Annotated in this window: 23 protein-coding genes; 12 read left to right on the top strand and 11 right to left on the bottom strand. The window is 45.2% G+C overall.

Going from position 1 to position 23,987, the window contains the following annotated elements:
- Nucleotides 1-266: 266 nt before the first annotated feature.
- Nucleotides 267-560, bottom strand: coding sequence for an antitoxin Xre/MbcA/ParS toxin-binding domain-containing protein (locus tag AC4G47_RS07315; RefSeq protein ID WP_491105541.1), 294 nt, complete (start codon nucleotides 558-560; stop codon nucleotides 267-269).
- Nucleotides 561-708: 148 nt separating this feature from the next.
- Here AC4G47_RS07315 and AC4G47_RS07310 point away from each other — a divergent pair, with 148 nt between their 5' ends.
- The 3 genes from AC4G47_RS07310 to AC4G47_RS07300 all read left to right on the top strand — a co-directional run bounded on the left by AC4G47_RS07310 (nucleotide 709) and on the right by AC4G47_RS07300 (nucleotide 3,499).
- A complete protein-coding gene (locus AC4G47_RS07310; RefSeq protein WP_491105539.1) occupies nucleotides 709-1,773 on the top strand; it encodes a suppressor of fused domain protein in 1,065 nt (354 codons plus the stop codon).
- A 71-nt stretch (nucleotides 1,774-1,844) separates the two neighbouring features.
- Nucleotides 1,845-2,606, top strand: coding sequence for a helix-turn-helix domain-containing protein (locus tag AC4G47_RS07305; protein ID WP_491105537.1), 762 nt, complete (start codon nucleotides 1,845-1,847; stop codon nucleotides 2,604-2,606).
- A gap of 113 nt (nucleotides 2,607-2,719) precedes the next feature.
- Nucleotides 2,720-3,499, top strand: a complete 780-nt coding sequence (locus tag AC4G47_RS07300; RefSeq protein WP_491105536.1) for a hypothetical protein — start codon at nucleotides 2,720-2,722, stop codon at nucleotides 3,497-3,499.
- 103 nt (nucleotides 3,500-3,602) lie between these two features.
- Here the strand turns inward: AC4G47_RS07300 and AC4G47_RS07295 are convergent, their stop codons facing one another.
- Nucleotides 3,603-5,354, bottom strand: coding sequence for an ABC transporter ATP-binding protein (locus AC4G47_RS07295; protein ID WP_491105535.1), 1,752 nt, complete (start codon nucleotides 5,352-5,354; stop codon nucleotides 3,603-3,605).
- Between the two features lie 142 nt (nucleotides 5,355-5,496).
- On the opposite strand from AC4G47_RS07295, the gene AC4G47_RS07290 reads away from it, so the two are divergent.
- The 3 genes from AC4G47_RS07290 (at nucleotide 5,497) to AC4G47_RS07280 (ending at nucleotide 10,377) form a co-directional block, all read left to right on the top strand.
- Nucleotides 5,497-6,939: an ABC transporter permease subunit gene (locus tag AC4G47_RS07290; RefSeq protein WP_491105533.1), complete on the top strand. Its 1,443-nt coding sequence runs from the start codon at nucleotides 5,497-5,499 to the stop codon at nucleotides 6,937-6,939.
- Between the two features lie 36 nt (nucleotides 6,940-6,975).
- On the top strand, nucleotides 6,976-8,487 hold the full coding sequence (locus AC4G47_RS07285) for an ABC transporter permease (protein WP_491105532.1): 1,512 nt from the start codon (nucleotides 6,976-6,978) through the stop codon (nucleotides 8,485-8,487).
- Between the two features lie 69 nt (nucleotides 8,488-8,556).
- Nucleotides 8,557-10,377 carry an ABC transporter substrate-binding protein gene (locus AC4G47_RS07280; protein ID WP_458123609.1) on the top strand — a complete coding sequence of 607 codons (1,821 nt, stop codon included), beginning with the start codon at nucleotides 8,557-8,559 and terminating at the stop codon, nucleotides 10,375-10,377.
- Between the two features lie 57 nt (nucleotides 10,378-10,434).
- On the opposite strand, the gene AC4G47_RS07275 is transcribed toward AC4G47_RS07280, so the two are convergent.
- Nucleotides 10,435-11,079 carry a sugar O-acetyltransferase gene (locus AC4G47_RS07275; RefSeq protein ID WP_491105530.1) on the bottom strand — a complete coding sequence of 215 codons (645 nt, stop codon included), beginning with the start codon at nucleotides 11,077-11,079 and terminating at the stop codon, nucleotides 10,435-10,437.
- Between the two features lie 63 nt (nucleotides 11,080-11,142).
- Nucleotides 11,143-12,201: an ROK family protein gene (locus AC4G47_RS07270; RefSeq protein WP_491105529.1), complete on the bottom strand. Its 1,059-nt coding sequence runs from the start codon at nucleotides 12,199-12,201 to the stop codon at nucleotides 11,143-11,145.
- 801 nt (nucleotides 12,202-13,002) lie between these two features.
- Here AC4G47_RS07270 and AC4G47_RS07265 point away from each other — a divergent pair.
- Nucleotides 13,003-13,203, top strand: coding sequence for a hypothetical protein (locus AC4G47_RS07265; protein WP_458123612.1), 201 nt, complete (start codon nucleotides 13,003-13,005; stop codon nucleotides 13,201-13,203).
- A 116-nt stretch (nucleotides 13,204-13,319) separates the two neighbouring features.
- Here AC4G47_RS07265 and AC4G47_RS07260 read toward each other — a convergent pair whose 3' ends face one another.
- Nucleotides 13,320-14,057 (bottom strand): cyclase family protein, encoded by a 738-nt coding sequence (locus tag AC4G47_RS07260; protein ID WP_491105527.1) that lies wholly within the window; start codon nucleotides 14,055-14,057, stop codon nucleotides 13,320-13,322.
- A 145-nt stretch (nucleotides 14,058-14,202) separates the two neighbouring features.
- Here AC4G47_RS07260 and AC4G47_RS07255 point away from each other — a divergent pair, with 145 nt between their 5' ends.
- Both AC4G47_RS07255 and AC4G47_RS07250 read left to right on the top strand, forming a co-directional pair.
- Nucleotides 14,203-15,165, top strand: a complete 963-nt coding sequence (locus AC4G47_RS07255; RefSeq protein ID WP_491105525.1) for a helix-turn-helix transcriptional regulator — start codon at nucleotides 14,203-14,205, stop codon at nucleotides 15,163-15,165.
- Between the two features lie 87 nt (nucleotides 15,166-15,252).
- Complete coding sequence (locus tag AC4G47_RS07250) at nucleotides 15,253-15,888, top strand: type 1 glutamine amidotransferase family protein (RefSeq protein WP_491106660.1); 636 nt, start codon at nucleotides 15,253-15,255, stop codon at nucleotides 15,886-15,888.
- On the opposite strand, the gene AC4G47_RS07245 is transcribed toward AC4G47_RS07250, so the two are convergent.
- Nucleotides 15,872-16,798 carry an NADP-dependent oxidoreductase gene (locus AC4G47_RS07245; RefSeq protein ID WP_491105524.1) on the bottom strand — a complete coding sequence of 309 codons (927 nt, stop codon included), beginning with the start codon at nucleotides 16,796-16,798 and terminating at the stop codon, nucleotides 15,872-15,874. The two genes, AC4G47_RS07250 and AC4G47_RS07245, sit on opposite strands and share 17 nt — an antisense overlap.
- Before the next feature lie 70 nt (nucleotides 16,799-16,868).
- On the opposite strand from AC4G47_RS07245, the gene AC4G47_RS07240 reads away from it, so the two are divergent.
- Together AC4G47_RS07240 and AC4G47_RS07235 are read left to right on the top strand one after the other, a co-directional pair.
- Nucleotides 16,869-17,297: a PhzF family phenazine biosynthesis protein gene (locus AC4G47_RS07240; RefSeq protein WP_491105522.1), complete on the top strand. Its 429-nt coding sequence runs from the start codon at nucleotides 16,869-16,871 to the stop codon at nucleotides 17,295-17,297.
- Complete coding sequence (locus AC4G47_RS07235; RefSeq protein ID WP_491105520.1) at nucleotides 17,294-17,698, top strand: PhzF family phenazine biosynthesis protein; 405 nt, start codon at nucleotides 17,294-17,296, stop codon at nucleotides 17,696-17,698. Before AC4G47_RS07240 ends, AC4G47_RS07235 begins: the two co-directional genes overlap by 4 nt.
- A gap of 69 nt (nucleotides 17,699-17,767) precedes the next feature.
- Here the strand turns inward: AC4G47_RS07235 and AC4G47_RS07230 are convergent, their stop codons facing one another.
- The 5 genes from AC4G47_RS07230 to AC4G47_RS07210 form a co-directional block, all read right to left on the bottom strand.
- A complete protein-coding gene (locus AC4G47_RS07230; protein WP_491105519.1) occupies nucleotides 17,768-18,715 on the bottom strand; it encodes an alpha/beta hydrolase in 948 nt (315 codons plus the stop codon).
- 108 nt (nucleotides 18,716-18,823) lie between these two features.
- Nucleotides 18,824-19,540, bottom strand: a complete 717-nt coding sequence (gene exlX, locus AC4G47_RS07225) for an expansin ExlX (protein ID WP_491105518.1) — start codon at nucleotides 19,538-19,540, stop codon at nucleotides 18,824-18,826.
- Nucleotides 19,541-19,868: 328 nt separating this feature from the next.
- Entirely contained in the window at nucleotides 19,869-21,074 is a 1,206-nt protein-coding gene (locus tag AC4G47_RS07220; RefSeq protein ID WP_145323658.1) for a cation:proton antiporter, read from the bottom strand.
- Between the two features lie 3 nt (nucleotides 21,075-21,077).
- Nucleotides 21,078-21,584: a cation:proton antiporter regulatory subunit gene (locus AC4G47_RS07215; RefSeq protein ID WP_458123618.1), complete on the bottom strand. Its 507-nt coding sequence runs from the start codon at nucleotides 21,582-21,584 to the stop codon at nucleotides 21,078-21,080.
- Nucleotides 21,574-22,047: a GreA/GreB family elongation factor gene (locus tag AC4G47_RS07210; RefSeq protein WP_458123619.1), complete on the bottom strand. Its 474-nt coding sequence runs from the start codon at nucleotides 22,045-22,047 to the stop codon at nucleotides 21,574-21,576. Before AC4G47_RS07210 ends, AC4G47_RS07215 begins: the two co-directional genes overlap by 11 nt.
- A gap of 388 nt (nucleotides 22,048-22,435) precedes the next feature.
- Between AC4G47_RS07210 and gdhA the strand changes: the two genes are divergently transcribed.
- On the top strand, nucleotides 22,436-23,821 hold the full coding sequence (gene gdhA, locus AC4G47_RS07205; RefSeq protein WP_458123620.1) for an NADP-specific glutamate dehydrogenase: 1,386 nt from the start codon (nucleotides 22,436-22,438) through the stop codon (nucleotides 23,819-23,821).
- Nucleotides 23,822-23,987 lie beyond the last annotated feature (166 nt).

The following is a 23,987-nucleotide window of genomic DNA, read 5'->3' as shown; positions in this document are numbered from 1 at the left end:
TTATTTTGGTTTTTCTAGGTAACGAACTGTAATTCAGAGCAGAAAACAAGAAAAACCTAAACTCAAGGTAAAATAGCACCAAAAAAAGGGGCTTTCATTTCACCATCAGTTTAGGTTTTGCCTGTCTTCACAGTTACAATCCATCAAAAGATGTTATTGCGTATTCTGTTTGTGTTTGCTCTTGTAATGTAAGCGTAACATATCTATTTTGCAAAATCAACTTCACAGGATTATATGATCGTTCGCACACTCTCTCCATCGGAAAATTAACGCGGCATACGCATAATGGCTGCCCTTAGTGCCTGCGCTCCTTCCTCTGTTTCCAGGTAAGCAGCAGGACTTTGGTCCCCTAAAGCCGGGATATCTTTCGCCAGCCATTCCAAAGCGTACTCCCCCATTTCACACCAAAGCACCCGACTTATATCCGGCGGAATCCCTTGTACTCGCGCACGTTCTGCCCAAGTGGGGTCCATCTTCTGTTCAAGTTCTTCAAACCGTTCGGAAAATGAGTCCCAGCTTGCCTGCTTAAACTCCCTGAAATAAATACCTTTCATACTCATGTAATTTCACTCCCCATATCGCCATTTTTAACCCTGTGGTCCTATTTAAAACAATTCATCCTAAAGCCGCTTGAATCCACTTCTGTAACAGGTAGACTTAATTTTAAATGTTTTTTCGGGGAAAGAACAGTCAGGGAGGATTCAGAAAATGACTCACGAAGAAAATACATCCGGTTGGGATGCGATTGATAAAGCTATCGGTGATCTATACGGTGAACAAGAGCCACGACACTACGGTACTGCCCTTCCGTATATGCTCGGCGGACCTGATCCGCTTGATGGTATCAGCGTCTATGCTGTCGATAAACCTATGCATCATTGGCATTTTGTTACCTACGGTTTCTCTGAATTATATGAAAAAGAGATGCAGGATGCATCCAGGAGCGGGTATGGATTTGAACTCACGTTTCGTCTTACACGTAGTGAAGAAGAGACCGAACCACCTGCCTGGGCACTAAATCTATTACAAAATGTAGGACGATATGTCTTCAATAGCGGAAATGTCTTTCACGCAGGAGATTACATGGACGCCAATAGACCGATCTGCCTGGAGTCGGATACACTGCTGACAGCACTCGCTTTTATAGAAGACCCTGATCTGCCCGAGATATCAACACCTAATGGTTCAGTGAAGTTTATTCAGATCGTGGGTATTTCAGGTCGTGAACTGGAGATGATTCAAACTTGGAATACCCGTGGCTTTCTGTCTGCATGTTCCAGTTTCACTCCCAAATATGTAACAGATCTCATGAGAAATTCGTACGCAGATATCCCTTCGGTTATGCAGGCGGTCCAGCATGGAATTGAACAAGACGGGTCCAGCACAGCCTTTTTATTCATACAACAACTGGGTTGGGAGTTCCCACGCAAAAAAACACTACAAAAAACGGTTCCGGCCAAACTTCAGCTTGGAGCCAAACAGGCCGTTTTAATCGGTAACATTCTTCGCAGCCGAATATCAAAAAGTGAATCTCTGTCCTTGATCGGACCGGATATCAATATCCTGTTCGAAGCCGGAGAGTACCCTGCCGTGTCGGAATCAGATAGACAAATTACACTGACGGTGAACACGCAGATTGTTGAGGAGTTGGCACAGAACCTTCGCCCGATCGAAGGGACATTCGAGATTATTTCGTTAGATCATCTTCTTGTTCAGATTGTTAAAACAGAGATTAAGAACCAGGAAGGACACGTCATTCAAACGATTGGGTGAGAACACACCCTCAGATTCATTTAAAAGAACAACGTTTGTATTCAGCGATTGTGCAGCAAGGAGGAAACCACATGCCTGCCACTACACTTGCCTCACGGCACAATGAGTCCGTTACTCGCTCGCATGTAGCAGGAACGGCTCCGTTCGACTATTCACCAAAATCCAGTCTGGACAGGCTTCGCAAAATCAATCATTTCCTGATTCATGCATTCCAGAACAGTATCTCGGATATCAAAGAAAATTTAACGGGCACCTATCTTTTTCTACTCACAGATAAGGACGGTGTGTTACTCTCCATGGATTACAGTTCAGATCTTGAAGCTGTGGTGGAACATTCCCCTATAAGTCCGGGTATGATCTTCACCGCAAAAAGCTGTGGAGTCAACGCCATATCAGAAACGATGGATAACAATAAGCCTGTACTGCTGCTGCCCGAGCAGCATGAAAGTCCTTATTTTCAAAGCTGGCATTGTTACGCCACACCTCTGTTCATGGGATCACAACATTTCGGTTATCTGGATGTGTCCACCATTAATGCGGATATGCAGGGTGAACTGATCGCCATTGCCAAGCTAATTCCAGCGTACATCCAGAACTGTTATCAGAGTCAACAGACTGCTAAACGGTGCGACAAACCGGCGGTGGAGTTCACCCAGCGTCAGTTAACCATTCTGGAGATGATAGCCGGAGGCCTCACGGTAAAAGCCATTGCATTGAAATTAAAGATCAAGGAATGCACCGTGAATCATCACAAAAAAGTGATTTTTAACAAATTAGGTGTGCAATCCAGCACAGAAGCTGTTTCAATTGCCAGCCGAATGTCTTATGTATAGAAGACCCCCTATAGATTCCTATAGGTAGCATATGAGAACGTTTGTGCTACAATTTAAGAAGCAGGCAACATGTAGAGAGAGAGAAACAAACACACATACTTCAGGAGGGTAATATGACAATTCCAAAAAAAGCTTCTTTATTCGCCATGCTCATTATGATTATGCTGGTAGCTGCCGCTTGTGGTGATAAAGCAGATAACACGGCTGCAACAGATGATTCCACCCCGACAGAAACAACAACTGGCACCGATGCTGACACAGCAAGCACGGAAAATACAGAGAACACAGAGCCAGCTGGCGAAGAGTCCAAGGAAACCGATAATTCCCAAGACGTTGAGCTGGGGACGACAGAAAAAGGTTCTTACACCAATGACTATTTCGGCGTATCTCTGAAATTCCCGGACGCATGGGAGTTCCAGGATGCTGCAGGCATGAATGAGCTGACAAGTGCCTCATCCGAAGCGATTGCTGGGGATGATGAAACGAAGAAAAAACAAATTGAACTGTCTCAGACCAAAACATTGAATCTGCTTATGGCTTCAAAGTACCCATTGGACGGAGGTCAAGTTGGCCCTTCCGCTATGGCCATTGCTGAGAAAGTAAGCTTGTTGCAAGGCATTCGTACAGGTAAAGACTACCTGGAAGCAACCAAAAAATTCATGGTGGATAGCCAGTTCCCCTACGATTACAAAGAAATCACGACTGAAACCATCGGTGGTAAAGAGATGGATCTGATGCAAATCACGATGGATGCAGGTGACGGTTCAACGATTACTCAGGATTACTATAGTACGATTGTTGAAGGCTATGCTTTCAACTTCATCTTCACTTACATGGATGATGCGACCAAAGCCGAGACTGATACCATCAAGAAATCGGTTCAATTCAAATAATCGCTTTCGATTACTGCCATTATACAAAGCACATATAACTCAACCCCGATCACGATCTATAGAGATCATTATCGGGGTTTTTTTTTACTGAAGATGTCTTGCACTAACTGGATATGGCTACCCAGTGCCCTTCCGTGATTTCTACCCACTTGGAATGTTCCAGATTATAACGGTCCTCTACTTCAATATTCTCTCTTGTTGTTTGTTTTACAACATGTCTCTTTTTCTTCGCTTCTACGGCCGGATCAGGCACAGGGATAGCAGACAGCAATGCCTTGGTGTAGGCATGTTGCGGGTTGGAATAGAGTTCTTCACTCTCTGCCAGCTCAACAATCTTCCCGTTATACATCACCGCCACTCGATCACTGATATGTTTAACCATGGACAAGTCATGGGCGATGAAGAGATACGTCAACCCTAATCGTTGCTGCAATTCTTCAAGTAGCTGTACGATCTGAGCCTGTATCGATACATCCAGGGCAGACAACGGCTCATCACATACGATGAATTCAGGTTCCACAGCCAGAGCTCGTGCAATACCGATCCGCTGTCTCTGCCCACCCGAGAATTCATGCGGGTAACGCTGCGCATGGGTGGGATCGAGACCTACCATCTCCAGTAATTCCTCCACCCGCTTCTCCCGCTGAGATGCAGTACCTGCAAGTTGATGTATATCAAGCGCTTCTCCAATGATATCCATAATCCTCATTTTGGGATTCAGAGATGCATAGGGGTCTTGGAAGATGATCTGCATATGTCTGCGCATCGTTTTCATCTCCGAAGCTGACAAGCGATTGAGCGGGACTCCTTTAAACAGTACATCTCCACCCGTTGGCTCATGCAACCGCAGAATCGCACGCCCCGTGGTTGATTTTCCGCTGCCGGATTCCCCCACAACGCCAAGTGTCTCTCCTTGACGAATATGGAAGCTGATATCATTCACGGCCTTTAAGGTGTTGCCTTTCCCCAGATTAAAATGTTGTCTGAGCGATTTCACCTCAAGCAACGGCTGATCGTCTTCCGGATCTCTCGGGACCAATGATACAGGTTTCGGCTTTTTCTTCTGATCCAGACGTGGTAATGCATTCAGAAGTCTGATGGTATACGGATGTTTGGGGTTAGAAAAGATCTCTGTCGTTGTCCCGGTTTCCACAATCTGTCCTTCCTTCATAACAACAACCCGATCACACATGCCTGCTACTACGCCCAGATCATGCGTGATCAGAATAATTGATGTACCCAGTTGGTCCTGCATATCTTTCATCAAATTCAGAATCTGAGCCTGAATGGTAACGTCCAGTGCGGTTGTCGGCTCATCGGCAATGAGCAATTCAGGACGACAAGCTAGTGCAATACCGATCATGACCCGCTGGCGCATGCCTCCGGAGAATTCATGCGGATATTGGTTGTAGCGTATTTCGCTGCGAGTTATCCCCACCCGTTCCATCATCGCAATAGCCTGCTTCTTGGCTTCCCTTTTGGAAACCTTCTGGTGTTTGATCAGACTCTCGGAGATCTGTTTCCCTACTTTAATGGTCGGATTAAGAGAACTCATCGGGTCCTGAAAGATCATGCCAATATCACGCCCACGGATGCTCTCCATCTCTTTCTGTGTTTTATTCGCCAGATCGACTCCTTTGAACAGAATCTCTCCTTTTTTCATCTGTGAAGGCGGGGAAGCAAGCAGCCTCATAATGGAACGTGCGGTCACACTCTTTCCACTGCCCGATTCACCTACAATGCCCAGCGTCTCGCCTTTGCGCACTTCAAAACTCACTTCTCGCACTGCCTGAAACTCACTCTCTCCAGAATGAAAAGAGACAGATAGATCATTAACTTTCAATAAAGGTTCCATGTTATCACCAGCTCTCATCCGTTTTTCACATACGCATATGTATACAATTATTACCTTGACAATTGTTTAGACCCTAAATAATATATACTATATCAATCGGAATAATGCAATTTAAACCTGAATGAAAGGAGGCACGCTTGGTTTGAATCTTGCAGAAGGCAGCAGACTCTCGCGGTTGGTGTACAATTTAAGTTTTATTTATGGCAAAATGCTGCTTCATCCTTCCTACCGATATGTTCTGTTCATTCTTGGATTACCGATCAATCTGGTCGTTTTTCTAATATGGCGTTCGAATCGAAAAAATGACGGCTGGGTAGCTGCCAGGCAGACGGCTGAGCAAGAATTGCTCGCATCTTCCTACCGGAACAAGCTTAAATTGGAAGTGGAAGATCAGCTGCGACGCAAACATCGTTTCTTCCAGCAACAGGTCAGTGAGGAAGAATTCAGACGTCAGACAGAGGAATGGTTGGAAGAGACGGTTCAGAAAGAGTTGAGGGAGCGGACTTCTCGCATACTTCAGGAACAGGGAAGTCACCGTCTAACGATGGCCGATACGTTCCGTTCGCTTTTGGAAAAACCGTGGTTTTTCACGATATCCATTATTCCCGGCTGTCTGATGTATGGCATCCTGTTTTTGTATGGAAATCCTTATCTAAAGTACATATTTGAAAGAATACTGATGACGGTATTCGTCATTCTGGGTGTAGCAACACTCGTATTTACGATTTTGTATCTGTCTCCGTTCAACCCGGCAGCTAACATTCTCGGAGAGACAGCAACGCAAGAACAGATTGCAGCATTCAATCAGGTGTATGGCTTGGATCAGCCTTATCTTACACAGCTTTGGAACAATATTAAGGGAGTTGCTCTCTTCGATCTTGGCAAATCTTTTGCGGGAAATGAAGATGTCACAGCAACGATTGCAAGGAAGTTTCCGATTACCTTGACCCTCGCGGTCATCTCCCTGCTATTAGCACTTGTCATTGCATTGCCCATCGGTATCATCTCAGCGATTAAGCCTAATTCGTGGTTCGATTATACGTTTATGTTTATCGCTCTGATTGGATTATCGATCCCGAATTTCTGGCAAGGACTCATTTTCATTCTGAATTTTTCAATCAAATTGCAGTGGCTTCCCGCTACCTTCAACCCGCAAAATTGGCTGTCGATCATTATGCCAACTATTGTGCTGGGCACGGGACTCACGGCTGCGGTGGCGCGGATGACTCGGTCTTCCACATTGGAAGTCATTCATGAGGATTATGTGATGACCGCCCGCGCAAAGGGGTTAAGCGAACGTCAGGTCATGCTGAAACACGCTGTACGCAATGCATTGATTCCCATCGTAACTGTGGTTGGACTTCAATTCGGAGCTATGCTGGGCGGGGCAGCGGTAACGGAGAAAGTGTTTAATATCAGCGGTCTCGGCAGCTATATTGTGGATAAGCAATTTATCCCTGATATTCCGAGTATCATGGGCGGAGTAATATACACAGCGATTACAATCTCCATTATCAATGTAGCGGTTGATCTGCTGTACGCTTTTATTGATCCAAGAGTGCGCTCCAAGATGAAACAATATTAAAGTGTGTGTTGAACTACCTCTTAAAGCAGGTGTACTATGACAAACTCATCCTTAACACAAGAAATGCGTTTCCGGCTTAAGTCTTCTCGAGAATACAGTCAGGCAAGCTTTGCCTGGATCACGTCCCTTCTCTTGACTGCATTATTGCTGTTCAACAGTTATGACTGGAGCGAGCAGGCGTTCAAACCATTTCTTCTAACGATACTTGGGATCTATGTATTCTTCACACTGGTCCAAAGTGTCATCACCCTTCGGATTCGGAAAGACTTGATTCGTACGGGTACGATCTCTACTCTGACCCGCAGGATCGCCTGGGTTCAACTGCTTGCTATCATTTCAGGCAATATATTTATCGTAACGGCAGCCTTTCATCTGATTCGAAAAGCTAGAAATGTGGAGTATACCTTTGCGGTGTATATGCTGTTAACCCAGTTGTTCGTGATCGGTGTATCCGCGTTAAATGTTTTCAAACCCTATGTGGCTGACAACTTTCTGCCAGCCATGGTGGTGCTGATATTTATTCTGGTCATTGACCTGGTCGTACTGATTATCGTATCCCGATATAACGCGACCTCTATCCTCCCTCGCTGGATGATAGGTGTCAGTGCAGTACTGATTCTGACCTCGATCACAGGTAATGTATTTGCACTATTGCTCGGCATTTCCATTATTGGACGAATTCGCAGACAGGGGAAACAAAAATCAAACTTCTGGAACGATCTGTGGGAGCGTCTTGCTCCGAATATGACTGCGATGTCCGGTTTGTTTTTCATCATTTTTCTGTTCTCGATATCGATCTGCAGCTTCTTTACCTTTGATTACAGCATGGCTGTGGAAAACAACTACTCCGCTCTGCTTCAACCTCCTTCCCTGGCGTACCCCTTGGGAACGGATGACTTCGGACGATGTTTATTTTCCCGGATTGTATTCGGTGCCCGGATCTCCTTGATCGTAGGTTGCATGTCGACCATCATTCCTGTGTTGATCGGCGGAGTCCTCGGAGCATTCTCCGGCTTCTACGGAAGACATACGGATAACATCATCATGCGGCTGCTCGATATTCTCTATGCCATTCCGGGTATTCTGCTCGCCATTGCGATTATTGCGGCGTTTGGAGCCAATACGGTCAATCTCATTCTGGCGCTAAGTCTGGGATCAATTCCAACTTATGCCCGTACCATGAGAGCCAGTGTACTCTATGTATCTACTTTTGAATTCGTGGAAGCTGCACGTGCACTGGGGTACAACAATCGAACTATTATTTTCAAACACATTATTCCCAACTCACTTGCACCCATGATTATCAAATCCACACTCACGATCGGTGGAGCGGTTATCGCTACCAGCAGTTTGAGTTATCTGGGACTCGGTGTAGAGCCACATATTCCGGAATGGGGTAACATTCTGAAGCTCGGCAGTACATACCTGGAGACTCACTCTTATCTGGCGATTTATCCAGGCTTGGCTATTATTCTACTGGTTCTTTCTTTTAACTTTCTCGGTGACGGCCTGCGTGATGCGCTTGATCCCAAGCTGGAGAAAGCATAAACGATTCGTTGAACTGTTACAGAAAAAAGAATTCACACATCACACATTCAAGATATGGAGGGTAATCCCATGAAAAAACGTACACTGATCTCATTGCTATTAATTCTCGTCATTGTGATATCTGGTTGCAGCGTAAAAACCAAGACGGAATCCCAGGCGGAAACCGCACCAGCGGACACAACAGAGACTGCACAAAAACCGGCAGACATTGAACTGCTCGCCATGAGTTCTTCCGAAAATGATGTAAACATTGTCCGCGACCAGCTGACCAAAAACGGCTTCAATGTGAAGCTGAACCTGCAGCCGGATTACGGCAGCTTCAAATCCCAGCAGGATGCAGGGAATTATGACATCGCCTTGTCCAGCTGGACAACGGTAACGGGAAATCCCGATTATGCGGTACGTTCCCTTTTCAAAACAGGTGGAGATTACAGTATCCTCGCTGATGGGGAGATTGATAAACTCATCGATCAGGCAGCTACCCAAACGCCAGATCAATATAAGGACACTTACAAACAATTGGAAGATCGCTTGGTAACTGACCAGGCTTATATCGCTCCTTTGTACATTTCCCTGAAAAGTCAGGCTGTGAACAAAGACATTCTGAATGTCGACACGGTTCGTCTCTCCAAATCCCGCGCCATGGCTTGGGAACCCATTGAATTCAACGACAGCTCCAAAAATGCCACAGACCCGTTGATTCTGACGCAAAGCGCATCTGTACTGACTTCCCTTGATCCCATCAAAGGAAATGACGGCTCCATCAACCAGTTGAATACCAATATGTATGTACGTCTCGTTAACTTGACCGATGACGATCAACTGACAGCAGATGGATCACTGTCCCATAACTTCAGTATTGCTGAAGGAAATTCCGACTACTACTTCATTCTCAGAGACGATATCAACTTTGCGAAGATTGATAACAAAAAAGCTGTAGACACAGGAGAACGTGTGGGTGCAGATGATGTCATCTTCTCCCTGGATCGTGCTAAAAACAAAGATTCCGTTCCGGATCACCGGACATACACTCTGCATGAACACATCAAAGAAGCTGAGGTTGTAACGGATCTGAGTGCATTACAATCTGTTAAACAATCCAGCGGCAACGGCACCATTCTGGAAGCATTGGAACAAGGATTGGGCACCAAGATTACAGAACTCGTGACTGACAAAACCAAAGCAGATAATAGTGCAGGTAAATATCAGGTGGTTAAACTGACAACAACTGAACCTTTCCCGCAAGTACTGAACTACTTGGCCCACCAATCTGCTGGCATCGTGTCCAAAAAACAGGTGGAGAGCATCAACACATATGATGTAGCTTCCTTTGACGTCAACAAAGATATACCTTACGGTGATCAGAACACGGTGACTGAAGGCGCAGCATACAATAACACCCTTTATACTAGCGGACCTTATATTTTGTCTTATAAAAATGACTATGAAGGTGTATTCTTAAAAAATCCGGCCTACCGTAAAGGCACGGAAGATGAACCAAAAATTGCTCAGGTTAACGTCCGATTCATCGCGGATGCAGACAGCGCCCTCTCTGCTCTTCGCAGCAGTGAAATCCACTTATACTACGGTGTACCTGAAACCAAGTATGACATCATCGAAAATGACAGCAAACTGAAACTGCAAAGTCTGCCAAGTAACGCTGTCTCCTATCTGTTGTTCAACACGGCCAATCGTGAAGTTGCCAAGAGCAGTGACCTGAGAAAAGCCGTGCTGTACTCCATTAATCAGGATGAGATTTTGAGTTTCTACAAGAACAACAAACTCAAAGCATACTCCACAGTAAGCCCGCTCGTTCAGACCGGGAATGAATTGAAAGCTGATCCTGCAAAAGTAAAAGAACTCTTGAGTAACTATAACGCCTCCAAATAAGCGTACAACAACAAAAAGCTGTCACCAGATCATCTGCAGATCCTGGTGACAGCCTTTTTATTCTTCCAGCACACGGCAATCTGCCAGAACATCGGGGTAATTTCGCATGCTGTCCGCTTCAGTAATTTTGCGAATAACTCTGCACGGTACGCCTGCTGCAAAAGAATGCGGTGGAATATCACGAGTCACCACACTACCTGCTCCAATGACACATCCATCTCCAATCGTTACTCCCCCGCACACTGTGACGTTTGCCGAGATCCATACATCGTTTCCAATCGTGACAGGTTTGGCATAACATAGTGACTTCACATCACCGTTCTGGTCCACCATCTGTCTCCGCTCGCTGGCAATGAGGGGGTGAACAGGAGTAACAATCGTAACGTTTGGCCCAAAACTGGTATAGTCCCCGATCGTCACTTGAGCGTCATCTTGTATCGTCAGATTGTAATTGCCAAAGAAATGATGACCTATCCGAGTGTGCACACCATAATGAAAGAAGATGGGTCCTTGCATAAATCCGCCTTCTCCAATCTCCCCCAGTAGCTGTTGTAATATCTGATCCCTTTCCTCAGTCTGTTCTTCAAAGGTCTGACTGTAACGCTGACTAAGATTATGGGCCCGCCTTTTGATGATCTTTAATTCCGGATCACTTGGACTAAACAACATGCCCTTCATGATTCTCTCTTCTTCACGCATCATGAATCCTCCTCTACACTTGTTCCTGCAATTTGTAGAATAAAATCCACCGACATGAACTGTGGGTCATAAGGCGTTTGATAGAATGCCTGACTTCAACGCTTGAAGAACCATTTCTCGTAACCCAGCATCGAAATCATGTTGAAACGAGTCCTGATGTACGATCTCGGGCAACGACGGCATGGGATGATCCTTCCCGTAATGTTTCCATGCAAAGTCCAGCTCTTCTCGCTCCACCCGTTCCTGATAAATGACAATCTGGTGCGGGGCAACGACTGCATTAATCGTTTGCAGGATTTTACATACCTGCACTACAAAATCATCTTTGCTCATTTCACGTTGCCAATCAGGTGAATTAGGAAGATACTTGATCTCACCAAACATCCCGTTTTTCCCGCGGATCATCTGTCCATTCAACATCATGCCCATACCCGGCGGATATCGGTTTGGAAAATAAATTCCGGCTACATTCTGTTCCTTCATATCAGCATGCTGAGTACAGTATCCGCTAATCGCTGCATTAACATCATTTTCCACGAGAACTTTCAGTTGGAACTCGCTTTCGATCTCCCTTATCAGATGTGAATGGATAAGCTCTTCATGACTGCTCACCGTGATGTCTCCATCTACGGCTTGCCCCGGAATACCGATGCCGATCATATCAATGGACGGATACTCCGCAATGAAACGCGCGATAAGTTGCAGCACATGCTGTTTATCGAAAGCAGGCAAGATACTCTCTTCCTTCAACACAACCTTATTCTCCAGATTCATTATCGTTGCCGAAATTAACTCCTGACCTTTCATCTCTTTGATGTAAAGAACAAGAGCAAGCTTGAAGTTATAATTATATCGATATGCCTGAGCAGGACGACCACCGTTAGACGGAACCACTTTATCCTGGAACAACTCTCCGCCATCACATAATTCCTGAATCAGCGCATTAATGGTAACCACACTAAGATTGGTTAGTGAAGCTAATTGCGGTTTGGTCGCCGTCTCAATCTGCTGCATGACTTCACGCACATTATTTAAATTGATGTATTTCATCATTGTAGCGTTGGCTTTTTTCATAACCCTCTCGTTTCTACTCTGGTTCAATTGAACCAAAGCAATGGTATGCATGTAATTTTACTCCATATCATAACATAATACTTTACTCGAACACATGAGTTCCATCGTGCTGGCAAAGGATCGAAATCGGCAGAGCTGCTTGGTTCACTCAAACAAATCATCCATCGACTTCACAGGCTGCACTTCTATCGGTTGCTTGGACAAGGCTATACTTGCATAGGTACCTGCCCAAATGATAACTGCCATAATAACGTAGACCATCCATACTCACCTCCCTGCTTCCTGCGGATCTTGATTTTTCGGTTGGTCGCTTCTGCAAGCCAGTGGGGAAGCAATGCGGTTGCATCATATGCGACGACTATCTGATAGCTCATGAGCTTGAGTCCATTTCCTTTTAGCAAACTTAGTAAATAAACTTTATAAAGTGTATATCGTAAGTATGTGAGGATGATGTATTTTTGTCAATATGATTAATGATGGAAACATCCTGAATCCAGTACACCTGCACCATAAGCCAGATGATAAGAGCAAAACCCGTGTACAAAGAAAATGTCCAAGCCCAGTAGCGGTCATAGAGATTAAGTGTCTCACCCCGTTCCCAATGAACGTAGCGCATGAGCGAAATACCAATCACTAGAGGCATTACGCCAAGAACAAGCAATAGGATAATTCCCGGAAACAAAAAACTGGTAAAACCTGCCTATACTCCACTTCATCATGAATTGCTCCTTCCGTTCTCTCGTTCTTTATACATTCATGGAGAGTTATTCTCAAACCATCAACATGGTAAAACTTGATAAAAGAACGTACGTTCGGTATAATGGAATTATCCTGAACAAGCGAGAGGCAGATATGGACGACAAATTTATTAAAGAATTACGCGAGATTAGTCGGGATGACAGACGAAGATCGGAATTTATGATTCAAGGATTGAAGGAAACACTGCAAGAACGCAAAGAAGAGGGCTTGCTGAAGCGCTGGATACGACGTAAGAAAATGGAGAAGAAAATCTCTCAAAGATTTAATCAAGATCCCTACTCGGATCAAAAGTAACAACATAAAAAGGAGGCGGAATACGCCTCCCTTGCTATTTACATATGTGAATCATTTAGACTTCGTTAGTGTCTGATTTATGTGATTATCTATTTCAGCTTTTGATCTATCTCGTTTTACGGCAAAATGGCGAATGATCGGACTGGAAAGCCAGAAGCTTTCTCCGCTTTGGGTACAATATTGAAGATGACTGCGCCTTTGGCCGGCACCTGATCCAGGTTCGTTAATAGTTCGACCTGATATGTATCCTGGGCAAGTACATAATACTCTGCCAGAAGTGCTCCATTCTTCTGATAATCCACGGCTGAATCTGTGTCAAAGGTTTCGTGGCCAATGGCCTTGATCTTTCTTTCCTCAAATAAAAACATGAGCGCACTAACCGACCATCCCGGTGCATGACTGTTGCCCTCATCATCCTTGTTATCAAATGCTCCATGGTTCGGCCAACGTTTGCTCCAATCCGTACGCAAGGCTACGAAGCTACCAGCTTCAATCACACCATGTTCTCTTTCGAATTCATGAATGTGCTCCACACCCAGTGTGAAATCCGGGTTATTCGCCACTTCAGCGGACTGGTCAATGACTACAAGCGGCAATACGAGCTCTTTCAAGCCCAACTCATCGAGGTAACGAGTATCACGTACAAAATGGATCGGTGCATCGAGATGTGTGCCATATTGACCGGGGAACTTAAAGCTCTGGGCAAAGAAACCTTGATCATGATCAAACAATGTATCGAATTTTGCTGCATCAAAAGCTGAAAAATGTGGAGAATCCGGTCCAAAAGTATGGGTCAGATCCACCCACTTCTTTTCTTTTAACAATTGAATGGCTTCAATAAGTTCGTTGGACATCCTTTTATCACCTCATGCACAGAATGGAATAAATTTCTCCTATTATATCTTATTGCACTAGAATTGGGGAGCAGGCACTCTTACTTCTTCCAACCCAGACCCAAATTTCGGAATGAATGTTATAGTAATCTCTGAGGTGAAACTAATGTCTAGACTGGATAACATGCTGGCAATCCTATGGATGCTGAATTCAGGCAGAAAAATTACGGCAAAACAAATATCTGAAAAGTTAGAAATGAACATACGAACGGTTTACCGTTATATTGACTCACTTTGTGCTAGTGGTGTACCGATTATATCCGACACGGGTCATCATGGCGGGTACACTCTGTTGAATCATTTTATTAAGAGTCCTCTTCTTTTTGATGTAGAGGAGACAACAACATTACTACATGCCGCTGTTTTCGCAAAAGAAGCTGGATATTTTTTAGGGGAGGCGTTAGATAGCGCAACTTCAAAGCTTATGATGCACTCAAATCAAGAACAGGAAAGCATGATTAAGCAACATTTCGAAGGGATTGAAGTCATAGGCCCCCTTGAAAAACCAACTATAGTGCCCATATTGAGAAAATTGGAGCAAAGCGTGTTAAACAAATGGTCTGTAGAAGTGGATTACCACACAAGTCATGAAGAGCAACCCAAACGTAGAATTGTCGACCCCTACGGAATGATCTACTGGAATACTAACTGGTATGTTATAGCCTTTTGTCATTTGCGGAATGAAATTCGTAGTTTTAGGGTGGAGCGGATCATCCGTATTCACCAGACAGAAATAACGTTCAACCCTCCGCCGCATTTTTCGGCAAGTGAATTTTTTACTAGTAACCTGCTTCCAGAAGCAGACCATTCGGAATCATTTATTTCTATGGTTCTGGCAGGTAAAACAAGTACACTCGATAGCCTATGCCAGCATTGGTTTTTGGGAAATCATCTCCAAGAACGCACTTCTAAGGAAGCTATATTTTTAATAGATCAAGAACATATGCATAAATACGTCCCGAGCTTGCTTTTGTCCTATGGCAGATCTGTTCAAGTCCTAGAACCCCTCAGTTTGAAGCACAAACTGGTTGAAGTTCTATACGACCTCATTGACTATTATCAAGTTTAAAACTTTACTGACCGTAGTTGTCAGTGAAGTTTTTTTATAATACGAGAGTAATCCATTCAATCTTGAATAACAGAAGGAGAGTGTATGATGCAAACGAAGAACGTATATCTATATGTATTCGATACGATGGCAGACTGGGAGGTAGGATATCTAACTGCTGAACTGAACTCAGGAAGATATTTCAGGAGAGAGATCGAGCCTTTACAGGTCGTAACGGTAGGCGTAGATAAACATCCGGTAACTACCATGGGAGGATTGAACATCCTTCCTCATATTTCTATTGATGAGTGTGAATTGAACAGTAATGATGTCATCATTCTTCCAGGAGGAAACACCTGGCTGGACACCATCCATGATCCTCTATTGAAAAAAGTAGCTGCCTCTGTAGAAAAAGGTACGGTTATTGCGGCGATTTGCGGTGCAACAATTGGACTTGCAAAAATAGGGATGCTGGATTCCAGACAGCATACAAGCAATGATTTAGAATACCTGAAGATGATATGCCCAGATTATACTGGGGAAAAATATTATGTAACGGAGCCTGCAGTAACCGACGGAAATGTAGTTACTGCATCAGGAATAGCTCCGTTAGAATTTGCGATGCAAGTGTTGAATTTGTTGGATGTCTTTGCACCAGAAACCTTACAGGCTTGGTTCAACCTGTATCGGACTCATGAGTCAAAATACTTCTACGAGTTAATGCACTCTATTCAACCCGAATAACCAGTTTGCCACGGGCATGATGGGTTTCACTTTTCTCGTGTGCTTCACGCACTCCCTGTTCACTTAGCGGATAAGTTCCATCAATAACCGATTTGAGCTTGCCTTCCGCGGCCAGTTCAGCCAATTGATCCAGTTGATCCCCTTTGGGCTCCATCATGAATACGTTGGCCGTTACTCCGGCCTCCTTGGCAAGCTTCTCATCCGGTTGCTCCACAAGGGATACCAGATGCCCACCAGACTTCAACACCTTGAAGCTGTCGCGCTGAATATCGCCGCCCATCGTGTCCAGTACAACATCATAACCGGAGAGAATCTCCGAGAAATCTTCTTTTTTATAATTGATAAAATGATCCACCCCCAGCGAGCAAAGCAATGCTTCGTTGGATTCACTCGCTGTGGAAGCCACTTCAGCACCGAGGGACTTGGCAATCTGAATCGCATATGTTCCCACACCACCGGCACCCGCATGAATGAGTACCTTCTGCCCTTTGGCTAATCGTCCATGAACTACAAGCGCTTGCCAGGCTGTCATCGCAGCCAGGGGAATAGCCGCTGCTTCCTCGAAGCTCAGGTTCTCCGGTATACGTGCAATAATGTCCGCATCGACAGCAACATATTCAGCATAGGTTCCGAATTGACGTGGGCGTGCAAATACCCGATCTCCCTCTCTGAATCGCGTAACATTCGAGCCTGCTTCAGTTACAGTACCCGCCACATCGCCGCCCAGAATCAAAGGAAAGTTCTCTGCCGCCTCTTTCATATGTCCTTGTCTGATTTTGAAGTCCACCGGATTCACCGATGTGGCATGCGTTCGGATTAGCACCTGATTCACTCCACATGCTGGCTTAGCTACTTCCTTTTCCTTCAATTGTTCCGCTCCACCAAATTCCTCAATCACAATTGCTTTCATTAGAGATCCCAGCCTTTCCATTACATTATCGTTATGCTCTCCTCTATCATTACCCTTTCCCGGAGGTCACTTGACCTATTCATTCAAGAATGTGTTACAAGCAGCACATTTATCTGAATCCCAGATGCAAGAGGTTGCCAGACAAGTCGGTTTTTCAGAGACAGCGTTTGTTATGCCATCGGATCAGGCTGATTTCAAAGTACGTTACTTCACCCCAAGTGATGAAGTCGATCTATGTGGACATGCCACGATTGCTTTATTTTATCTAATGAAGACACAGCACATCATTGAGTTTGGTACATATACACTGGAGACACTGGCCGGAATTCTTGAGGTCGTTATCGAGGTCAATGGTGAAGTCTATCTGTCACAGACATTACCGAAGTTCGGGCAGATCGTGGACCGGCAGCAGATTGCCGATTCATTGCGTATTCCTTTGCATGATATACACGCTGAATTGCTGTACAGATCGTCTCTACCGGGCTACATGATATCTTGATAGCCGTTAAAGATGTTGATGTACTGACCACAATTGATCCTGACTTCCAGCGTATTACTGAAATATGTAAAGCACATCATGTCATAGGTTATCACGTGTTCACACTCGCATCCGATGCAGAGGGCGTTCTGGCAGAATGTCGAAATTTCGCTCCACTTTACGATATTGACGAAGAGAGCGCAACGGGTACATCTAATGGCGCACTGCTCTGTTATTTGTATCAATACAACCAGCTCACAGATCCTCATCATCACACGTATACGATCAGACAAGGGTATACCATGAACCGTCCCTCCGAGATTCGAGCCCGATTAACTCTGGGCAGCTCCAATGAAAACACACAGATTCAGGTTGGCGGTAGCGCCGTTCATATTGAAAATAACCAAATTCACCTCCCTTAGTGGGAGGTGTTTTACGTACTTAAGATATGAAAACTATCTTATGCGAAGCAGTGTAGTAGCCTTTGGTTGTCATTGAATCTGTTGCAAAAATCGTAGCACCGCCGCATCCAATTGCTTCAGCCCTGGCTGCTCTATCGGGAAATGTCCTGCACCCTCCAAAATGATGCATTCCTTATCTACCACCAGTCGATCAAAAAAAGATTGGCTGAACCTGATCGGTGTCATGGGGTCCAATTCAGGATGAACCAATAAGACTGGACACTGGCAGAATTGTTCCGGGTTTACCTCCGGCTCCTTATTAAGGAATGTTCTTAATAGTTCCAACGGAATACGTGTGGCTGCCGCTTGTGGATCGTTCATAATGAGCCGAGTTAAGTCCCGGTTATTGGTAATCAGTTGCATCCGGGATACCTGCTTGACCGAAATCCGCATATGATCCAGCAGAATCGGGAACAGATCCATCATACGTTTTCCCACCCGGCTCACCAGACGATTGGGTGCAAGCTGATCACGCATATCGGGGTTACTCGTGTCTACAAATGTAGTTGCGATCAGACCCTTAACATGCTCACTGCGGGCACTGGTATGATAGGCAAGCATGCCTCCAATACTGCTTCCCAATACAACGATCGGCTTGCCGTCTCTCATATATTCCCGTTCGATAAGTGAAACCAGCAGATCAATCCATAGTTCATAGTTGATCCGTGTGCCAGACAGCGCATAACTTAGCCCATACGGGGGAAGATCTGGCGATACCACCTCGTATCCATGTCGCTGCAACATTCGGGCATAAGGAGCGAGCAACCTGCCATTGCCTCCCGCACCATGAATAAATAAGATTTTGATTGAAGATTCAGGCGCGGGTAATCGATCGATATGAAGATGAACGCCATTCGATTCCCACCATTCTTCTTCAGGAGCTGTATCATCGTCCAGCCTCACTTCTTCCGGGAAGAAGTTCTGATACTGTTTCCAATAGGGATGTGTTGTCTGATAGGAAGGTAAACTTTTCTTCATGCAGTACATTCTCCTCTTTTCCTATACCAAAAAAAGCCGTACAGTGTACGACTTTTCGTTAAAAACGTCTATGACCATACTTCTTTTTATAACAACTTCATAATTCTGTCAATCCGGAAACTGTACATTGCCCGGTACGATATATGCCCCGCCTGACCCATCATTAGGGAGAGCTGGAATTGTATCATTCAATACCTGACCGCGAATATCGGTAATGCGAACGTTCAGTTTTTCTTTGCCCAGTCCGGTTCCGAGAAAATGATTATAATCTTGCTTTTCGAGATTAAGCCACGTGCCATCCTTTTGTTTCACTTCGAACTTCAGCACCGGATACTTATGGTTGCGGACCTGAATGGCTGCCCACCACTGACTGCTGCCTTCCTTGATCCGATAGGAGACATTGCCTTGAATTGGCGCTTTGACCACTTTCCAGCTGATATTGATTTTGCCTGCCTTCGGGTCACCGATCAGGTTAAAGGCATTCGGTGAAAGATCCAGTGCCCCACTAACACCCTCAGGATACAGATCTGTTACATAGACCGTTGTTTTGCCCTTGGGTCCCTGTACTTCGAGATAGGCTCCCGCCAAGGCAGCTTTAACCCCGTTATAATTGAGCTGGAACGGATTGAGTGCAGTAATCTTCATGTCTGCCGGGATGGGATCAAGCAACACCGCACCTCCCGAGTAACCTGAACCTGTGTACGTCGCATACCCCTGATATGTATCGTTCCAAGCAGCTGATGCAGGCAGAGCAAATAATACGAGACTGAGCAACATCCCTGTACCTGCCCATTTTAACCGTTGAAATCTACTTTTCTTATTCATGAACTATTCCTCCTCGTCCGTTCTAATATCTGTTCAACTACTAGATTTGAATATAACATTATTTTACATAATAACTGTTTATTTTCAATCCATACCTACCAAATCGCATCCAAAGTCCCGTCTCCGGACTTGAACATTCACGACCACGCACAAGATATGGATACATACCATAAATTGGTGGATGCACTTAATAACAAGGCGGTATTGTATCGGTTTCAATAATAAAAAACGCCACACCCCGGAGTGATTTCTCTCTTCAAATGGTGTGACGCTTATTAAACACTACGGTCGGGATTCTTAGTCTGTCCCGTGAAAGCCGGCGTTCGGCTCACCCCGTTTCCCTTCGTTTCATCCGCTTCCTTAGACGCTCATATTGTGCATAGATCCGCGGAGATTCTTTGGTCAGGATAGGCCCCAGCACAGCCAAGATTAACACATATAATACGGCAAACGATTGGATGGAGGCCATCAGTCCCCCCGCCTTGCCGATGTTAGCCATAATAATAGAGAATTCGCCCCGGGATACCAGGGTAAAGCCTACATTCAGTGAAGCCTTTGGGCTCATTCCAGCCAATCTGCCAGCGATCATACCTGCACCATAGTTACTGGCAATCGTCAGAATCACTGCAATAATTGTCATGCCGACAGCTCCGCCGAGTGACGATGGCTCAATGGTCAGTCCAAAGCTAAAGAAGAATATAGCACCAAAAAAGTCTTTGAAAGGCATGATCTGATGCTCAATTCGGCTGACATGCCTTGATTCACCCAGCACAAGTCCCATCATTAAGGCTCCAATTGCTTCCGCTACATGAAGTGTCTCCGAGAATCCCGCCACCAGGAAGAGCAGTGTCATGACAGTTAGCAGAAATAGCTCTGACGACTTGATGTTCAGTGCCTTATCAATATATTTGATGCTTTTCCTGCCGATGATCAGGAACAGTACAATGAACAGCAGAGCAGACAGTGATACCAACAGGACACTTAAGAATGAAGTTGCCCCGCTAAGCACAAGTCCGGTCAGGATGGAGATATGAATCGCGATGAACAAGTCATCAAACATGATCATACCCATAATAATTTCTGTCTCCGGGTTCGCCGTGCGCTTCAGGTCAACGAGCACTTTAGCGACGATGGCTGTAGAAGAACTGGTCATGATCCCGCAGACAACGAGTGTCTCCTGAAGCGGCAGATTCATGAACCAGCCCAGTAACAGACCAGAGACAAAGTTAAGCCCTACATAGAACATTCCCCCGGTTAGAATGGCTTTACCAGACTTCAGTAACCGGGAGACTGAGAACTCCAAACCCAGGTAAAATAGCAAAAACAAAATGCCCAGCCTGCCCATAAATTCAATAAAGGTCGAACTTTCGATAAAACGTAAATCCACAATGCCAATCTGTGGTGCATGTGGTCCAACAGCCATACCAATCAGTATATAAAATGGAATGACCGAAAATCGTAATCGTGAAGATATCAGCCCCGTAAGTGTAATCAGCGCAACGGCAATTCCCACTTCGAATATGAGCATATCCATAGGCTATGTCCGTCCATCAGTTAACAATTGTTTGAGCTGTTTGAGCTGATCCCGTTCACCTGCGACCACAATTGTAGCTCCAGCGGTAAAAACATAGTCTGGACCTGGATTGAATTGCTTCTCCTTGTCCTTGGTCACAACAGCCAAAATAACGGCACCTGTTGCCTGCCGGATATCCAGTTCACCAATTGTCATACCTATACTTGCCGCGTGAGGCTCGATTCGAAGCCATTCGATTAACAGCCCTTCGAGCATGACTTCCCGCTCATTCTGAAATTTCGGTTTGTAGGTCATACCACCGACAATAGCGGCTACCGCCCGCGCTTCATCATCGTCCAGGGTAACCAGAGATACCATATCCCCCAGCTCTTCAGGCGTATCCCCTGCCTCCATGTGAAACAGGTCCCGTCGCTCGTCGTTATGAATTACAATGACCAGATGCTCGCCACTACGGGTATGCAGCCAGTATTTACGTCCAATTCCCGGTAAATCGGTCTCCTTAAAGTGCATGATCTGCACCCCCCAGAGTCGATTCGTTCATAGCTTTGCTCTGCAGCTCAATTCCCGTGATGCGTATCCGCATGGAGCCTGATGGCGTCTGAACGGACCGGACTTCCCCTTTACTGCCTAGCAATAATTGACTTCCTACTGGGGAGAGAAAGGAAATACGCCCCTTATCAGGATCAGTATCATCAGGCATGACTATCACGAACGAATCCGATGTGTGAAAATCGATGTATTCAAATTCAATGAGACTACCAATCAATACAACCGAGTCCAGATCTTCATCCGGGCCAAGGAGCAATTTCTCCACATACTGCGTATATGTCAACAGCTGTTTTTCCAACTGTATTCGCTGCGGATCGCGCACGTCAAAATAAGCGTCGAGAAATGTCCTTTTCTCTTCACCCAATGTAAATAGCTGGCTTACCAGCTTCTCTCTGCAATTTTGGCGGGAAGTCCTATGGTTCATAATAAATTTCACCCCCTATACAAGCCTTGTTCTCCACGTTGATTCGCATATTTCTATTGATCATCTTGTTTTCCTCCTTGTTATTCGTATAGACCTCAGAACATGAGACCTTCATACCATCTTACCAAAAGAAAAATATTAATCCAGTGTATTAGGCTAACTTGCTGTTAATGTCAATTAATTTGGTTGTATCATCCATTTAATAATCTAATTCTTTACATTAGATGGTAGATCCATAGAACATTTTAATTACGGCATAAAAAACATTTTATGGATTTCTATCTCGTATTTTTATTTGCTTTCCTGTATATTTAACTACAAACTTTTATGCAATTTATACAAATAAGCATCTACAGACTTTAACACAATAAAGGAGTGCATCGAAAAAGTGTCCACGATAACAAAACAAACTACAGAGTCAGCTCAAGTTACTGCCGCAGAATATGTTCATTCCGTCTATGAGTCGGTTGTCGCCCGAAATCCGCATGAAGACGAGTTCCATCAGGCTGTCAAAGAAATCCTGGATTCCCTCATTCCTGTCATTGAAGCACATCCCAAATACAAGAACCATAGCCTGCTGGAACAGCTTGTTGAACCTGAGCGTGTAATTACGTTCCGTGTTCCGTGGGTAGATGATCAGGGCAAAGTTCAGGTTAACCGTGGATTCCGGGTACAGTTCAACAGTGCCATTGGCCCTTACAAAGGCGGGCTGCGTTTCCATCCATCCGTATACTCGGGCATCATCAAGTTCCTTGGCTTCGAACAGATCTTCAAAAATGCGTTGACCGGCCTGCCTATTGGCGGTGGTAAAGGTGGTTCCGACTTTGATCCCAAAGGAAAATCAGATCTGGAAGTGATGCGTTTCACACAAAGCTTCATGACAGAGCTGTACAAATATATCGGTTCCGATACCGATGTACCTGCTGGCGACATTGGTGTAGGCGCGCGGGAAATTGGTTACATGTTTGGTCAATACAAACGTATTCATGGCGGGCATGAGGCAGGCGTATTAACTGGAAAAGGTCTTCTATACGGGGGAAGCTTGGCACGCAAAGAGGCAACTGGCTTCGGCTGTGTGTACTTCGTGCATGAGATGCTGCAATCCAAAGGACTCAGCTTCAAAGACAGTACGGTCGTTGTCTCTGGCTCTGGTAATGTGTCCATCTATGCCATTCAGAAGGCACAGGAGCTTGGAGCTACAGTCGTGGCGTGTAGTGACTCAGGTGGCTACATACACGATCCACAAGGCATCAACCTGGATACCGTGAAACGTCTGAAAGAGGTTGACCGTCTTCGCATCAGCGAATATGTCAAAGAACACCCGCATGCTACATATACCGAAGGGTGTGAAGGAATCTGGTCTATTCCTTGTGATATCGCTCTTCCGTGTGCGACGCAAAACGAGATCGATGAAGAAGCTGCAGCCCTCCTGGTCAAAGGTGGCGTGAAGGCCATTGGCGAAGGCGCGAATATGCCTTCCACCCTGGCTGCCATTGACGTCTTCCATGGTGCTGGCGTGCTGTTTGGCCCAGCCAAAGCGGCGAATGCTGGCGGCGTAGCCGTGTCTGCTCTTGAAATGTCACAGAACAGCATGCGGTTGTCCTGGTCATTTGAAGAAGTAGACGCGAAGCTGCATGACATCATGAAGAACATCTACACCAGCTGTGTAGAAGCTGCTGAAGCGTATGGCTGTGAAGGCAACCTCGTTGCTGGAGCGAATATCGCCGGTTTCCTCAAGGTCGCCGATTCCATGATTGCTCAAGGTGTGGTTTAATTTAAATACAAAATAACTATGGAGAGATACCTGAATAACGGAAGGATTCTCCACGACAAAAGGGCGTTCCTATGAACTTGGGGAACGCCCCTTTTTCCTTGTTATCAATTGATCTAATCCCAGGGCGATGGTAAAGTGGTACTGACGTGATTTCATCTTTGTGTAC

It is taken from the genome of Paenibacillus sp. Negev47 (assembly GCF_058313655.1).
The sequence above is the reverse complement of the archived record's forward strand: the minus strand, read 5'-3'. Positions and strand labels throughout refer to the sequence as shown.

What these genes read in the sequence shown, in the direction of transcription:
- AC4G47_RS07315 (WP_491105541.1), bottom strand. Translation starts at nt 560, where the DNA reads ATGAGTATGAAAGGTATTTATTTCAGGGAGTTTAAGCAGGCAAGCTGG.
- AC4G47_RS07310 (WP_491105539.1), top strand. Translation starts at nt 709, where the DNA reads ATGACTCACGAAGAAAATACATCCGGTTGGGATGCGATTGATAAAGCT.
- AC4G47_RS07305 (WP_491105537.1), top strand. Translation starts at nt 1,845, where the DNA reads ATGCCTGCCACTACACTTGCCTCACGGCACAATGAGTCCGTTACTCGC.
- AC4G47_RS07300 (WP_491105536.1), top strand. Translation starts at nt 2,720, where the DNA reads ATGACAATTCCAAAAAAAGCTTCTTTATTCGCCATGCTCATTATGATT.
- AC4G47_RS07295 (WP_491105535.1), bottom strand. Translation starts at nt 5,354, where the DNA reads ATGGAACCTTTATTGAAAGTTAATGATCTATCTGTCTCTTTTCATTCT.
- AC4G47_RS07285 (WP_491105532.1), top strand. Translation starts at nt 6,976, where the DNA reads ATGACAAACTCATCCTTAACACAAGAAATGCGTTTCCGGCTTAAGTCT.
- AC4G47_RS07280 (WP_458123609.1), top strand. Translation starts at nt 8,557, where the DNA reads ATGAAAAAACGTACACTGATCTCATTGCTATTAATTCTCGTCATTGTG.
- AC4G47_RS07275 (WP_491105530.1), bottom strand. Translation starts at nt 11,079, where the DNA reads ATGATGCGTGAAGAAGAGAGAATCATGAAGGGCATGTTGTTTAGTCCA.
- AC4G47_RS07270 (WP_491105529.1), bottom strand. Translation starts at nt 12,201, where the DNA reads ATGCATACCATTGCTTTGGTTCAATTGAACCAGAGTAGAAACGAGAGG.
- AC4G47_RS07265 (WP_458123612.1), top strand. Translation starts at nt 13,003, where the DNA reads ATGGACGACAAATTTATTAAAGAATTACGCGAGATTAGTCGGGATGAC.
- AC4G47_RS07260 (WP_491105527.1), bottom strand. Translation starts at nt 14,057, where the DNA reads ATGTCCAACGAACTTATTGAAGCCATTCAATTGTTAAAAGAAAAGAAG.
- AC4G47_RS07255 (WP_491105525.1), top strand. Translation starts at nt 14,203, where the DNA reads ATGTCTAGACTGGATAACATGCTGGCAATCCTATGGATGCTGAATTCA.
- AC4G47_RS07250 (WP_491106660.1), top strand. Translation starts at nt 15,253, where the DNA reads ATGCAAACGAAGAACGTATATCTATATGTATTCGATACGATGGCAGAC.
- AC4G47_RS07245 (WP_491105524.1), bottom strand. Translation starts at nt 16,798, where the DNA reads ATGAAAGCAATTGTGATTGAGGAATTTGGTGGAGCGGAACAATTGAAG.
- AC4G47_RS07230 (WP_491105519.1), bottom strand. Translation starts at nt 18,715, where the DNA reads ATGAAGAAAAGTTTACCTTCCTATCAGACAACACATCCCTATTGGAAA.
- exlX (WP_491105518.1), bottom strand. Translation starts at nt 19,540, where the DNA reads ATGAATAAGAAAAGTAGATTTCAACGGTTAAAATGGGCAGGTACAGGG.
- AC4G47_RS07220 (WP_145323658.1), bottom strand. Translation starts at nt 21,074, where the DNA reads ATGGATATGCTCATATTCGAAGTGGGAATTGCCGTTGCGCTGATTACA.
- AC4G47_RS07215 (WP_458123618.1), bottom strand. Translation starts at nt 21,584, where the DNA reads ATGCACTTTAAGGAGACCGATTTACCGGGAATTGGACGTAAATACTGG.
- AC4G47_RS07210 (WP_458123619.1), bottom strand. Translation starts at nt 22,047, where the DNA reads ATGAACCATAGGACTTCCCGCCAAAATTGCAGAGAGAAGCTGGTAAGC.